Raw genomic sequence first — 13,557 nt, forward strand, 5'->3', positions numbered from 1 at the left:
TGCGCTAATACAATAGAGGTTTAAAAATTCGATGGCACGAATCGGGATCTACACGGCGACGGAGAACGAGCTTGGATCGATCGGACGCGCAGCGAAGCGCCTCGAGGACGTCGAACTGGTCGTTCGCTCGGAGAGCGACCTCGATGACGAGGCCGCGATCGAGGCGTTCGTCGAGGAATTGCGCGGCGCCGACGCAGCGATCTTCTGGCTACACGGCGCCGAGGACAGCATGCCGGGCTACGAGTACGCGACGGGCACACTCGAGGAGGCGAGCGTTCCGCTGATCGTCAAGGCGACCGGGGACGCCTTCGCCCTCGAGGATACGACAGTCGGCGCCGAGCACCGCGAGCGGGTCTGCGAGTACCTCGAGCGGGGCGGAACGATCAACGTCGAGAACTGCTGTCGGTTTCTCGCGAGCGAGTACGGCGACCGCGACCTCGCGTACGAGGAGCCGACCGAACTCCCCACGGAGGGTGTCTACCACCCCGACTATCCGGGCGTGGGGTACGAGGAACTGCTCGAGACCCACGATCCGGGAAAGCCGACCGTGGCGGTCTGGTTCTACGAATCGCACTGGACCCACGAGAACACCCGCTACGTCGACGCGCAGGTCCGGGCGCTCGAGGAACAGGGGGCGAACGCCTTGCCGATCTTCTGCAACCCGGCGACGGATACGGACGAGCAGGAGGACGCGGAGTGGGTGACCGACGAGTGGCTGCTGGACGACGCGAACGAACCCGTCGTCGACTCCGTCCTCTCCTCGTTTATGTTCTCGCTGTCGATGGACGAGCGCGGCCGCAGTGCAAACGACGAGGGCTCGAGCGCCGAGGACGTCTTCCTCGACCGACTCGGCGTCCCCGTCCTGCAGACCGTGACGACGATGCGCTCCCGGTCGCGCTACGAGGGCAGCGACACGGGCGTGATGGGGTTCGAACTCGCGCTTTCGGTCGCCTTACCGGAGTTCGACGGGAACGTGATCACCCACCCGATCTCGGGGAAAGAACGCACCGACGACGAGGCCGGGATCGGGTCGGCCCCGGAACACCACTTCCCCATCGAGGATCGGATCGACCACGCGACGCGGCTGGCGGTCAACTGGGCCGAACTCCGGCACACGCCCAACGAGGAGAAACGGATCGCCGTCGTGCTGCACAACTACCCGCCGAGCGACGACGGGATCGGTACGGCGTTCGGACTCGACAGTCCCGAATCGACGGTGAACCTGCTCGAGGAGCTCGATGCTCGAGGGTACGACCTGGACGGTAAGTTGCCCGAGGACGGGCAGACACTGGTTGAGAAACTGACCTCGCAACTGACGCTCGAGGACCGCTGGGTCGCCCCTGAGGACGTCCGCGAGCTCTCGGTCGACGTGGTCTCGACCGACCAGTACGGCGAGTGGTTCGCCGACGCCGACGAGCGCTTTCGGGAGCACGTCCTCGAGGAGTGGGGCGAGGTTCCCGACCGTCCGTTCGCGATTCCGGGCGTCGAGTTCGGAAACGTGCTGGTGACGGTCCAGCCCCCGCGCGGATTCGGGATGGATCCCTCGAAGGTGTACCACGACTCCGACCTGCAGCCGCCCCACGACTACTACGCGTTCTACGGCTGGCTGCGCAACGAGTTCGGCGCGGACGGCGTCGTTCACCTGGGCACCCACGGCAGCCTCGAGTGGCTCCCCGGCAAGACGGTCGGGCTCAACGGGGAGAGCGCGCCCGACCAGCTGATCGACGACCTGCCGAACGTCTACCCCTACATCGTCAACAACCCCGGTGAGGGCACGCAAGCGAAGCGACGGTCGTACGCCGCGATCGTCGACTACCTCACGCCCGTCATGCGGGCCGCCGGAACGTACGACGAGCTGGCCGAGCTCGAGGAGCTCGCGAACCAGTACCGCGAGGCCGGGATGGAAGACGCCCGCGCCGACAGCGGCGAGCACCTCGAGGCGCTGATCCGGGAGAAAGTCGACGAGCTGGATCTCGCGGTCGAACTGGGTATTTCGGGTGAAATCACCGAGAAGGCCGACGTTCGCGGTCCCGAGGAAACCGGCACGACCCTGGCCGAGGGCGACATCACGGGCGACGAACTCGAGATCGACGAGCTCGTCGAGCGAGTCCACGAGTACCTCACGGACGTGAAGTCGACCCAGATCCGGCTGGGGCTCCATACCATGTCCGAGCCGCCGACCGACGACCGCCTCGTGGAGTATCTCGTCGCACTTACTCGACTCGAGAACCCCGGCGCGCCGAGCCTCCGGGAGAGCGTCGCCGGCGTCCTCGGGGTGGACTACGAGCGGATGCTGAACGCGCCCGGCGAGTACGACGAGGCCCTCGGAATGACTTACGCCGAGGCCGCCGACGAGGTGCGGGCGACGAGCCTCGAGCTGGTCGAGACGCTGGCCGAGCACGGGTTCGACGTTCCCGACTCGGAACGCGATGCTGGCCCCGAGGATGAGGTGAACATGAACCTGCTCGTCGTCGACCTCGAGACGATCGGCGACGCCCGCGCGACCTCGAGGGCTCACGACGATCTGCGGGAGGTGCTGGCGTACATCTGCGAGGAGGCCCAGCCGCGCGTCCAGGGGGCCGAGGACGAGGTCCCCCGGACCGCCGACGCCCTCTCGGGCGAGTACGTCCCGCCGGGCGGCTCCGGCGCGCCGACTCGCGGCGGCGTCGACCTGCTGCCGACGGCGCGGAACTTCTACACGCTGGATCCCCGGAAGGTGCCCGCCAGGCCCGCCTGGCAGGTCGGCAGCGAGGTCGCCGAGGGTGTCCTCGAGCGCCACTACGACGAGAACGGCGAGTACCCCGAGGAGATCGGCGTCGTCGCCTGGGGGACCCCCACCGTTCGCACCCGCGGCGAGACGATCGCCCAGGTGCTCGCGATGATGGGCGTCGAGCCACAGTGGACCGACGCCGGCCGGATCGACGACGTCGAACCGATCCCCCTCGAGGAGCTCGACAGACCGCGGATCGACGTGACGACGCGGGTCTCGGGTCTGTTCCGGGACGCGTTCCCCGCCGCAGCGGGAGTGATCCACGATGCCGTCGACGCCGTGGTCGATCTCGAGGAACCCCACGAGATGAACTACGTCAAGAAGCACATCGAGGAGGAGGCCGAGGAGCTCGAGCAGGAAGCAGGGCTCGAGGAATCCGAGGCCCGCGAAGCCGCCACACACCGCGTCTTCACCACGAAACCCGGCGGCTACGGCGCCGGGACGAACAAGGCCGTCGACGAGGGCAACTGGGACGACCGATCCGACCTCGCCGATGTCTACGTCCAGTGGGGCGGCTACGCCATGGGGTCGCGAGGACGCGTCTCGGACGCCCACGACGCCTTCGAGCGCCGGCTCTCGAGCGTCGACGCGACCGTGAAGATCGAAGACACGATGGAGCAAGACGAGTTCGACTCCTCGGACTGGTACGCCTTCCACGGCGGCTTCATCTCGGCGGTGAGCGAGATCGCGGGCGAGGAGCCCGCCTCCTACGTCGGGGACTCCTCGGATCCCGACAACGTCTCCGTCTACACCAACGAGGAGAAGGTCCGCAAGGCGATGCGCTCGCGGGTGCTCAACCCCGACTGGCTCGAGTCGATGGAGGACCACGGCTACAAGGGCGCTGGCGACCTCTCGACGACCGTCGACGTGACACTGGGCTGGGACGCCACCACGGGGGTCGTCAGCGACACCCTCTGGAACGAGGTCGCCGAGAAGTTCGCCTTCGACGAGGATCGCCAGGAATGGATGCGCGACGTCAACCCGTGGGCCCTCGAGTCGATCACCGACACGCTGCTCGAGGCGATCGATCGCGACCTCTGGGACGCCGACGCGGAGACCGTCGACCGCCTGCGCGACCTGAATCTCGAAGTCGAGGGCGACCTCGAGGCCCGGACGACCAACGAGGTCGTCGGTGCGGGGGTGACGAACGATGACTGAGGGCGAGTACGACGAGGAGTACGCCGATCTCGGGGCGACGACGGAGAACGCCATGGAGATCGCCGAGACGAGCATGGACATCGTCAGGCAGTTCGTCCCCGACGAGACGCTCGCCGATCGGGTTCGACAGAAGTCGGTCCACTCGATGGGCGACATCGAGTTCCAACACCTACTCGAGTTCACTGGCGGCGACGAACTCGGCGACGACGAGGACGCCCCCGTCCGTGCCGGCGCTCGCGCCGTCCTCGAGGAGGCGACGATCGTCACGGACATCACGATGGCCAAAGCCGGCGTCACGGGTCGGGGTCACGACTGCGAGACCCGCAAGGCGATCGGCAACGGGGCCGAGCTCGCGAAGGAGACGGGTATGACCCGGACCGCCGCCTCCGTGCTCGAGTTCGACAAGCGGGGCGTCTACGACGATTCGATCGCCGTGGTCGGCAACGCACCGACGGCGGCGTTCGCGCTCGCGGACTGCATCGAGAACGGCACCCGCCCGGCCGCGATCGTTGCGACGCCGGTCGGCTTCGTGAAGGCCGAAGAGAGCCGCCAGCGCGTTCGCGAGGTCAGCGAGGAGCACGGCGTTCCGGCGATCACCAACGTCGGTCGCCGCGGCGGGAGCGGCCTGGCGGCCGCGCTGACGAACGAGCTGATCCACGTCGCGAGCGACGTTCGAACGGGCGAGCTCGAGCTGGATCGGACGGCATCCGATCGGGCGACCCGGAGGGACGAATGAGCGGCGAGTACGACCTCGATTCGGGTCCTGACCCGGCAACGTTCGCGGCCGGGAGCGCGGAGCCCGACGTCGACGAGTCGACCGACGACCCCGTCTACGTCGTCGGCGTCGGGCCCGGGAACCAAGAGTTCCTCACGCCCCGCGGCGAGCGTGCGATCCGGGAGGCCGACGTCGTCGTCGGCTTCACCACCGTCGTCGAGTTCGTCGAGGAGCTGACCGACGCCGACCTGCTGACCTGCGGCTACAAGGACGAGGCCGCAGCTCTCGAGACGTTCGGCGAACGCGTCGCTACCGGCGAGTCCGGAACTGCCGTGGCGATGGGCGACCCCAACCACTCGGGCTACCAGTTCGTCGGGAAGGTCCAGAACGCCGTCGAGCAGAGCTCGACGAGCCCCGACTCGCACACTCGTCGGGATGCCGCGGACCGAGCGATCTCCGAGCGTCCGATCCGGATCGTCCCCGGCATCTCCTCGCTGCAGGTGGCCGCGAGCCGCGCCCGAATCCCGATGGAGGACGCCGAGTTCGTCACGCTCCACAAGAGCGGCGACCTCGAGGACGACGTCGACCGACTCGCGAGGGCCGTCGTCGAGGAGGACCGTCACCTGCTCGCGCTCCCGCGACCGTACGATCGGATGCCCGGCGACCTCGCTGCATTGTTGCTCGAGCGCGGCGCCGACCCCGAACTCGAGGCGCTGGTCTGTGAGAAGCTCACCCACGAGGACGAGCGGATTCACCGGTTCACGCTGGCCGACCTGTCGGCACACGCGGGCGGCGACGACCGGGAGGACACACCGTTCTCGGATCTGGTGGTGCTCGCGGTGCGACAACCCGTGTAGGGGTTGGTCGTTTTGCTTCCCGACTTCGAAGATCGCTCTCTACCCTCTTCGGCCAATCCAGTAGCACAACGAATGTTTCGCTATTGAAACTCAGAATGCGCAATAGAATTTGATCTAAACCAACCACAATTGTTTTAGTGGAGGCACCAGTCATCCACGGGTAATGGCACCGATTGCGCTGCCACACGACGCGAAGGCCGGGCCGACGAAGGCCGAAGTTCGGGCCGTTACCCTCTCGAAGCTCGCGCTCGAGGCGGACGACCACTTCGTCGAGGTCGGCTCCTGTACGGGCGCCGTCACGATCGAAGCCGCGCGACGGGCGGGGCGCGTAACCGCCCTCGAGCGGAAGGCCGAACGGCTCGAGACGACCGAGAAGAACCTCGCGGCGAACGCCGACTCGTTGCGGGCCGACGTCGAACTCCGAAACGCGGAGGCCCCCGGGGGGCTACCCGAGGACGCCGACGCGCTCTTTCTCGGCGGGAGCCGCAACTTCGAGGCCGTGCTCGACCACGCCGCAGAGACGGGCGTCGATCGCGTCGTGATGAACGTCTCGCGCCTCGAGGTCGCCGGTCGGGCGACCGAGGCGTTCCGCGAGCGGGACCTCCTCGAGGAGGTCGTCCAGTTCCAGGTGAGTCACGGCTACGAGCTCGCCGGGGCGACGAGCTTCGACTCGGAGAATCCGGTGTACATGCTGGTCGGCAGCGCGACCGACAACGACGCGGGCGGGGACGACGGAAAGCGAGTCGCCGCCGACGGTGGGGGATCGCAGCGATGACCCTCTACGGCGTCGGGCTCGGCCCCGGCGAGGCCGACCTCGTGACGGTCCGAGGAAAACGGATTCTCGAGGACGCGGACGTGGTCTACTCGCCGGGCCGACTCTCGCGGACCGTTGCCCTCGAGCACGTCCCAGAGGAACGGATCGGCGACCTCGAGTTTCCGATGACGAGAGACGAGGAGAAGCTTCGGGCGGCCTGGAAGGAGGCCGCCGCGGAGATCGCGCCCAACGCTCGCGAGGGCGACGTCGCCTTCGTCACGCTCGGCGATCCGAACGTCTACTCGACGTTCGGTCACCTGCGGCGAACGATCGACGCCTTCCACCCCGACGTCGACCTCGAGATCGTCCCCGGCGTGAGCGCGGTGACGGCCTTCGCGACCGCGCTGGGCGTCGAGATCGAGGCCGGCGCAGGGCTCTCGCTCCGGGAGGCGGCCAGCGGGGCGAGCCCCACGGGACCGGATCGGATGATCCTGTTCAAGGTCACCGACGCGCCGGCGACCCACGCGGGGCTCGTCGAGGCGGGCTACGAGGTGACCTACGGCCGCCGGCTGTTCATGGAGCAGGGTGAGACCCTCGTGACCGACGACCCCGCCGAGATCGACGAACGGGACTACTACACGCTGGCCTACGCCGAGAAGGCGGATCTCGAGATCGAGCAGGCGACGGCAGCCTTCCGAACCGACGGAACGGACGCTCGCTCGAGCGACGGTGGCACCGAGCCCGACGCCGAGCCGTCGGGCGACGAGTCGATCGCGGATGGCGGCAGCGAGTCGACCGTCGCGGGGCGATCGTCGGCGAACGGACCGTCGTCCGGACGCGAACGAGGTGTCGAGTTTCGTTCCCTTCCGGAGGATTCGGACGTCGACGGCACGCTCGTCGACCTCGAGCGCGCCGAGGGCTGTGAACACGGCGACTGTAGCGAGCACTGGTACTGATGGGTGAGACGACCGAGACGGACGACAACGAAGCCACAGACGACGGCGACCCCCAGAGCGCGATCGACGCGCAGGGGGACCGTCGCCGAGAGGAACTGGACGACCGAGTCTTCGACCACAGCGCGGGCGACGAACAGGCGGGGATTCCATTCGTCGGGGCCGGTCCCGGCGATCCGCGGCTGTTGACGGTGGCCGGAAGGGAGCTGCTCGAGGAGAGCGACCTCGTGGTCCACGCCGGTTCGCTGGTCAACAGCGAACTGCTCGAGGCGTACTGCGACCACGCGGAACTCGTCAATTCCGTGGGGAAGGACCTCGAGGAGTTGATCCCGCTGATGCGGGACGCCTACGAAGAGGGCCGGAACGTGGTCCGCCTGCACAGCGGCGATCCCGCCATCTACGGGGCGGCGCTCGAGCAGATGGACGCCCTCGAGCACGAGGGCGTGCCGACCTACTTCGTCCCCGGCGTCACCTCGGCGTTCGCTGCGAGTGCGACCCTGCGGACGCAGCTGACACTCAACGAGGTCGCGAACCACGTCGCGTTCACCCGCCCCCAGGGTAAAACCCTGAGCGCCGAGGAGGACCACATCTCCGATTTCGTCGAGATGGGCGACGTGACGACCTGCATCTACCTCGGGACTCACGCCGTTCGGGACACGATGGATCGGCTGCTCGAGGACGGCCACGACCCCGAGACGCCGGTCGGCGTGATCTACCACGCCTCCTGGCCGGACGAGGACGTGATCGTCGGCTCGATCGGCGATATCGCTGACAGGATCGAGGAAGCCGGGTATCGAGCGTCTGCGCTGGTCGTCATCGGCGACGCCGTCACCGGCGCGGGCTACGAGCGCTCGTATCTCTACGGCGACTGGGCTAATCGGGGTTCTTCAGGAAGCTCGGCCGAAAACACGAGCGAGCCGGAGGCGAGCGATGACTGAGGAGAGTCGGGTGCGGTACCGCGAACACAATGAAAGCCCCCAGCCCCGTCGACTCGGGGGCCTCGCTGTGCTCCTCGGTCGTTCGCGACGCTCCCTCCCTGCGGTGCTTGCGTCGCCCGCCTTCGCCGACGGGGCTGGCCCCTTTCAGTCCCACCCCAGCGGTGGACAGGACGGGTCGATTCGGCGTGGAACGGGCGAGTTCGGTACGACGGAGGTTCGACAATGAGTTCAGGAACTGAGAACGCGGACGGGACGGACGACTCGAGTACAGACTCCGGTAGCCACTGTTCGACGCCGGATTCGGACGGCGAGGTGGCCGAGGAGATCGCGATCGTCTCTTTCGAGCGCAAGATGGAGACCGCCGAGAAGATCCGGGCTGAACTCGAGGAGCGCTACGAGTCGATCGAGATCCTCGAGTACCACGGCGACGTCTTCGCCGAGCACTGGGGCGAGTACGACTGCTTCGTCGGCCTGATGGCCTCCGGTATCGCGATGCGGAAGACCGCGGGCCTGCTCGACGACAAGTGGGAGGACCCCGCGATCTGCGTCGTCGACGAGGAGCTGACGTGGGCGATCCCGATCACGGGCGGCCACCACGGCGCCAACCAGGTCGCCCAGGATCTGGCGACGATGGGCGCCGTGCCGGCGATGACCACTGCCAGCGAGGCGGCGGGCAAGCAGGGCGTCGAGTCGAGGGCCAAGGCGATGGACGCCCACGTCGTCAACGGCGACTCGACGGTCAAGACGAACCTCGCTGTGCTCGACGACGAGCTGGGTCCTGTCGAGCGACTCGAGGGTCCCCGGGCCGTCCTCGTCGGCGACGACGTTACCGTTCTCAAGCGCAACAAGCAGGACGGAATCGTCATCGGTACCGGCAGCGTCTCCGGTGCGAGCGCGGAGTCGTTCCTCGCCGCCTGGGAGGAGGCCCTCGAGGAGACCGAGTACGACCTCGCCGACGTCGAGTTCGTCGCCACCGCGACCCGGAAGGCCGAGGAGGAGGGGCTGCTCGAGGCCGCCCGGGAGCTCGATCTGGGTGTTGTGGTCTTCGACAAGGAAACGCTGCTCGAACACGAGGGGCCGACACCCTCGAAGTCCAAGGAGCTGATCGGTTGGCCGGGTGTCTCCGAGGCCAGCGCGATCGCGGGCGGTGCCGAGCAGGAACTGGTACTCGAGAAGCTAGGGTATGAAAACGAGGTCACGGTGGCGATCGGCCGATGAGTTCGGACGCCGACCCCGCGGACCTCGACGGAGCCGACGCGAACGCGGCAGCTCCCGGAACTCCCGAGGACCACGGCACTCTCTCGGTGGTCGGGATCGGTCCCGGACTGCCCGAACACATGACCCTGAAGGCGAAACGGGTCATCGAGACCGCCGACGTCGTCATCGCCTCGAGCCTCTACCAGGAGTTTCTACGCGACGACGGGACGATCCCGTCCGAAGAGCGGACGAACGAGGACGGCATCGCTACTCGAGAGGACGGCTTCGAACAGGAGATCGTTCGCTCGACGATGGGCCGCCAGATCGAACTCGCCCGCGCGGCGTTCGACTACGTCCGCGAGGGGAAAGACGTCGCCCACGTCTCCGGCGGCGATCCATCGGTCTACGGCAAGTCCGATCTGATCTTCAAGATGGCCGACGAGGAGGATGCGACGGACGTTCCGATCGAGATCGTCCCCGGCATGACGGCGGCACTGGGCGGTTCGGCCAACGTCGGCGCGCCGCTGTGCAACGACTTCTGTACCGTCTCGCTGTCGGACAAGTGGCGCGGCTGGGACGAGATCGAGGAGAAGCTGCGCGCGGCGGCGATCTCCGATTTCGTGATCGTGCTGTACAACTGCTGGCGCAACTACGAGAAGGCAGTCGAGATCGTCCGCGAGGAACGAACCGACGACGCCCGCGTGGCGATCGTCAATGACGCGGGTCGGGCCGACGCGGGTCGCAACGGCGAGAGCGAGTTCATCACCACCCTCGGCGAGGCTGCCGACCACGACGACAGGGTCTCGGGGATGGGTACCTCGCTGATCGTCGGCAATCACGAGACCGAAACCTGGAGCAACGACGACCGAACGTACCTCGTCACGCCCCGCGGCGGGCGCGACGTCGAGGATTTCTGACTTACAACTATGAGCACGAATACTAACACTGACGACGAATCGACTTCCAACTGCGGTGCCTCCACGAACGAATCCGAGTCCTCGGGGTCGGCGTGCGGAGCCTCCTCGAGTGGCGACGACTCGAGTTCGACGTGTGGTGCCTCGAGCGACGACTCCCACGAACAGGAGGTCGGCGCCACGGTCGCGGACTTCGACGCCGACCCGGGCCAGCTAACCGCTGTCGGGCTCGGCCCCGGCCACGCCGAAGGGATGACCGAACGGGCGAAGACGGCGCTGCTCGAGGCCGACCACATCGTCGGCTACACGACCTACATCGAACTCATTCCGGACGAAATTACCGAGCAAGCCGACGAAATCTACGACACGCCGATGTGTGGCGAGGTGTCGCGCACGGAGGAGTCGATCGACCGCACCCTTGCCGGAAACGACGTTGCCATCGTCGGCAGCGGCGATCCAAACGTCTACGCGCTGGCCGGGCTGGCCCTGGAGATCCTCGAATCTAAGGGTGCAACGGCCTCGATGGTCGAGTTCGACGTCGTTCCGGGCGTTCCTGCGGCGCAGTCCTGTGCGGCTCGTCTGGGCGCGCCGCTGGTCAACGACACCGTCTCGGTGTCGCTGTCGGACCACCTCGTGCCGATGCCCGAAATCGAGTCCCGGCTGCACTCCGTGGCGAGCGAGAACTTCACGATCACGATCTACAACCCCTGGAGCCGCAAGCGCCGGGAGAACTTCCGGAAGTGCTGTGAGATTCTTACCACCCACCGGGACGAGGAGACGCCCGTCGGCATCGTCCACGGCGCTGGCCGCGAGGACGAGCAGGTGATGATCACCGAACTCGGCGAGCTCGAGGAGCTCGGCGAGAGCGAGATTATCGACATGACGACGACAATCCTCGTCGGCACCGAGGACACCTACGTCTGGGACGATCGGATGGTGACGCCGCGGGGCTACGAGACGAAATACGACTACTAACTACGAGACAAACCAATGCCACGCTACGAGATCACCATCGAGAAGGACGCCTGCGACGGCATCTTCGCCTGCCTGACGCGCGACCCGCGCTTCGTCGAGGGCGAGCGCGGCCTCGCGACGATCGATCCCGACGGGGATCCGATCTACGATTGCGAGGGCGACGTGACCGACACCGCCGAACGGGTTGTCGCGACGTTCGACGACGACCGCATGGACGAGGCGAAGCAGGCTGCTGCCGCCTGTCCGACCGACGCCATCGTCGTCAAGGAGGTGGACGGATGAGCGAGTCCGCGACTCCCGACGATACGGACCCCCTCGAGATCGAGGTCCCCGCGGATCCGCTGGCTGGCCATCCCGCGAGCGCGTACTTCTGGGGGCACGTCGCCGGGAGCGGTGACGTCGTTGATAGCGGTATCGAGGTCACCACCAACGACGAGCGCTCCGCACGGGTGCTCGCGGCCATTGCCGGCGGCGACCTCGAGCACGAGACGACGAGCCGCGAGTACGCCCACGACGCGTCGATCACCCGAACCGAGGACGAGTACACGCTCTCGATCGGGGACGACGAGGAAGAGAGCGGCGAGGGCCACGAGGACGGTACCAGGGGATTGCTCGGCCGCAGCAACGCGCTCGGGCTCCCCGTCGACGGCCGCGGGAACTACCGCTTTGGGGCGTTCTCGAGCCACGACCGCGAGCTGCTTCGAGGACTGCTCGAGGGCTGCGGGACGATCTGTTTCAAGTCGAAGAGCGGTACCGTCGGGATCTCGTTCGTCCACGACGACCGCGACCTGCTCGAGTTGACCCGGGAGCTGATCACGGGGTGTCCGATCGAGGCGTCCGTCGACGACCTCTCGGAGACTTCGTCGGGTGGCTACTGGTTCGGAATCGACGACGCCGACGCGCCCGCGTTCGGAACGTGGCTCTACGAGGACTGTGCGGAAACCGGACTCTACGCGCCGAGTCGTCGCCGCAAGCTCGAGCGGAGCCTCGAGCAGGCCGAGGCGTACGACGAGCCGTAACCGAGGCGACCGAATCCGATCATGACCATCACCGACGAAAGAACACTCACGAGACCGAGATGAGTACGCCAGACGACACCGCGCCTGCGGCGGCGTTCGACGACGAGGCGGTTTTGCTGGTCGGTCACGGCTCCCGCCGGGAGAAGTCGAACCAGCAAGTACGGGAGCTGGCCGCCGACCTCGAGTCGCGGCTGGGGATCCCGGTCGACGTCGCGTTCCTCGAGCTCGCGGCGCCGGCGATCGACGAGGCGTTCGCGGAGCTCGCGACGCTCGTGTCGCGGGTGACGGTCGTCCACTGCTCGCTGTTCGCGGCGAGTCACGTCAAAAACGACGTGCCGCTGGCGATCGAGCGAGCGCGGGCAGCACACGACCTCGAGATCGACAACGGGGCGCACCTGGGCATCCATCCGGCGATACTCGACCTGCTCGACGACCGGGCTCGCGCGGTCGAGGCCGAGCTGGGCGTTGACCGGACGACGGACGACGTCGCCGTCGTCCTCTGCGGGCGGGGCTCGAGCGACCCCGATGCGAACGGCGACGTCCACAAGCTCGCCCGGCTGCTGTACGAGGGGCGGGCGTTCGACCACGCCGAAGCGACGTTCGTCGGCGTCACCGAGCCCACGCTCGAGGACACGCTCCACGGGCTCTCGAAGCACCGTCCCGACGCGGTCGTCGTTCTCCCGTACATGCTCGGCGACGGCGTCCTCACCCAGCGCGTTCGAGACTGGACGAGCGAGTTCGACGACCAGTACCCGTACGTCGACGCGCTCGCGGGCGATCCCCTCGGGACGGACTCCCGGTTGCTCGACGTCCTCGCCGACCGCTGGCAAGAGGGGCGCACCGACAGTGTCGAAATGTCCTGTGACACGTGCAAGTACAAGGTCGATCTCGAGGGCTACGAGGAGGACGTCGGCGGCGCGCGGGCCATGCTGCGCGCGCTGGCCCACCAGGAGGCACACGCCGATCGGGACGACGTCGACGACGAGCCCCACAGCCATGACGCGCCGGAAAAACACGTCACGGTCTGTACAAACCGGACCTGTGCCGACATGGGGTCGTCCGCGGTGCTCGAACGCATTCGTCAGGAGGCCCGCGACGCCGAGCACTGTGACGTTCGCATCACCCGCTCGTCGTGTCTGGGTCGCTGTGGCGACGGGCCGATGGTCGCGGTCTACCCCGACGGGATCTGGTATGGCGACGTCGCGGCCGAGGACGCCGATCGGATCGTTTCCGACCATCTGGAACGAGGGCGTCTCGTCAGCGATCTCGTCGATCAGACCCTGTAGAATACCTCTCGAACTCGGTAC

At 67.3% G+C, this 13,557-nt stretch carries 12 protein-coding genes; all 12 read left to right on the forward strand.

The window, feature by feature from the left end:
- The first annotated feature begins 31 nt into the window (after positions 1 to 31).
- A complete protein-coding gene (gene cobN, locus C491_RS14300; RefSeq protein WP_005557493.1) occupies positions 32 to 3,928 on the forward strand; it encodes a cobaltochelatase subunit CobN in 3,897 nt (1,298 codons plus the stop codon).
- A complete protein-coding gene (locus C491_RS14305; protein ID WP_005557495.1) occupies positions 3,921 to 4,664 on the forward strand; it encodes a precorrin-8X methylmutase in 744 nt (247 codons plus the stop codon). The genes cobN and C491_RS14305 overlap by 8 nt, the downstream gene beginning before the upstream one ends.
- Positions 4,661 to 5,500, forward strand: a complete 840-nt coding sequence (locus tag C491_RS14310; RefSeq protein WP_005557496.1) for a cobalt-precorrin-7 (C(5))-methyltransferase — start codon at positions 4,661 to 4,663, stop codon at positions 5,498 to 5,500. Before C491_RS14305 ends, C491_RS14310 begins: the two co-directional genes overlap by 4 nt.
- Positions 5,501 to 5,663: 163 nt before the next feature.
- Complete coding sequence (gene cbiT, locus C491_RS14315; protein ID WP_005557499.1) at positions 5,664 to 6,275, forward strand: precorrin-6Y C5,15-methyltransferase (decarboxylating) subunit CbiT; 612 nt, start codon at positions 5,664 to 5,666, stop codon at positions 6,273 to 6,275.
- Entirely contained in the window at positions 6,272 to 7,210 is a 939-nt protein-coding gene (locus C491_RS14320; protein ID WP_005557501.1) for a cobalt-factor II C(20)-methyltransferase, read from the forward strand. Before cbiT ends, C491_RS14320 begins: the two co-directional genes overlap by 4 nt.
- Entirely contained in the window at positions 7,210 to 8,145 is a 936-nt protein-coding gene (locus C491_RS14325) for a cobalt-precorrin-4/precorrin-4 C(11)-methyltransferase (protein ID WP_005557504.1), read from the forward strand. The genes C491_RS14320 and C491_RS14325 overlap by 1 nt, the downstream gene beginning before the upstream one ends.
- A 222-nt stretch (positions 8,146 to 8,367) precedes the next feature.
- Complete coding sequence (cbiG, locus tag C491_RS14330; protein WP_005557506.1) at positions 8,368 to 9,363, forward strand: cobalt-precorrin 5A hydrolase; 996 nt, start codon at positions 8,368 to 8,370, stop codon at positions 9,361 to 9,363.
- The gene (locus C491_RS14335; protein WP_005557508.1) at positions 9,360 to 10,259 is read left to right on the forward strand and encodes a precorrin-3B C(17)-methyltransferase; all 900 of its coding nucleotides are present in this window, start codon (positions 9,360 to 9,362) and stop codon (positions 10,257 to 10,259) included. Before cbiG ends, C491_RS14335 begins: the two co-directional genes overlap by 4 nt.
- A 9-nt stretch (positions 10,260 to 10,268) precedes the next feature.
- Positions 10,269 to 11,231 carry a precorrin-3B C(17)-methyltransferase gene (gene cobJ / locus C491_RS14340; RefSeq protein WP_005557511.1) on the forward strand — a complete coding sequence of 321 codons (963 nt, stop codon included), beginning with the start codon at positions 10,269 to 10,271 and terminating at the stop codon, positions 11,229 to 11,231.
- 15 nt (positions 11,232 to 11,246) lie between these two features.
- Positions 11,247 to 11,513, forward strand: coding sequence for a ferredoxin (locus C491_RS14345; RefSeq protein ID WP_005557513.1), 267 nt, complete (start codon positions 11,247 to 11,249; stop codon positions 11,511 to 11,513).
- Positions 11,510 to 12,250, forward strand: a complete 741-nt coding sequence (locus C491_RS14350) for a hypothetical protein (RefSeq protein WP_005557515.1) — start codon at positions 11,510 to 11,512, stop codon at positions 12,248 to 12,250. Before C491_RS14345 ends, C491_RS14350 begins: the two co-directional genes overlap by 4 nt.
- Positions 12,251 to 12,309: 59 nt before the next feature.
- Entirely contained in the window at positions 12,310 to 13,536 is a 1,227-nt protein-coding gene (locus C491_RS14355) for a CbiX/SirB N-terminal domain-containing protein (RefSeq protein ID WP_005557516.1), read from the forward strand.
- Positions 13,537 to 13,557: the final 21 nt, after the last annotated feature.

This window comes from Natronococcus amylolyticus DSM 10524, from assembly GCF_000337675.1.
In the GTDB taxonomy this organism is placed as follows: domain Archaea; phylum Halobacteriota; class Halobacteria; order Halobacteriales; family Natrialbaceae; genus Natronococcus; species Natronococcus amylolyticus.

Bases quoted from the DNA above. Each gene is read 5' to 3' on its own strand.
- cbiG (WP_005557506.1), top strand. From the start codon at position 8,368: ATGAGTTCAGGAACTGAGAACGCGGACGGGACGGACGACTCGAGTACA.
- C491_RS14310 (WP_005557496.1), top strand. From the start codon at position 4,661: ATGAGCGGCGAGTACGACCTCGATTCGGGTCCTGACCCGGCAACGTTC.
- C491_RS14325 (WP_005557504.1), top strand. From the start codon at position 7,210: ATGGGTGAGACGACCGAGACGGACGACAACGAAGCCACAGACGACGGC.
- cbiT (WP_005557499.1), top strand. From the start codon at position 5,664: ATGGCACCGATTGCGCTGCCACACGACGCGAAGGCCGGGCCGACGAAG.
- C491_RS14320 (WP_005557501.1), top strand. From the start codon at position 6,272: ATGACCCTCTACGGCGTCGGGCTCGGCCCCGGCGAGGCCGACCTCGTG.
- C491_RS14350 (WP_005557515.1), top strand. From the start codon at position 11,510: ATGAGCGAGTCCGCGACTCCCGACGATACGGACCCCCTCGAGATCGAG.
- cobJ (WP_005557511.1), top strand. From the start codon at position 10,269: ATGAGCACGAATACTAACACTGACGACGAATCGACTTCCAACTGCGGT.
- C491_RS14345 (WP_005557513.1), top strand. From the start codon at position 11,247: ATGCCACGCTACGAGATCACCATCGAGAAGGACGCCTGCGACGGCATC.
- cobN (WP_005557493.1), top strand. From the start codon at position 32: ATGGCACGAATCGGGATCTACACGGCGACGGAGAACGAGCTTGGATCG.
- C491_RS14335 (WP_005557508.1), top strand. From the start codon at position 9,360: ATGAGTTCGGACGCCGACCCCGCGGACCTCGACGGAGCCGACGCGAAC.
- C491_RS14305 (WP_005557495.1), top strand. From the start codon at position 3,921: ATGACTGAGGGCGAGTACGACGAGGAGTACGCCGATCTCGGGGCGACG.
- C491_RS14355 (WP_005557516.1), top strand. From the start codon at position 12,310: ATGAGTACGCCAGACGACACCGCGCCTGCGGCGGCGTTCGACGACGAG.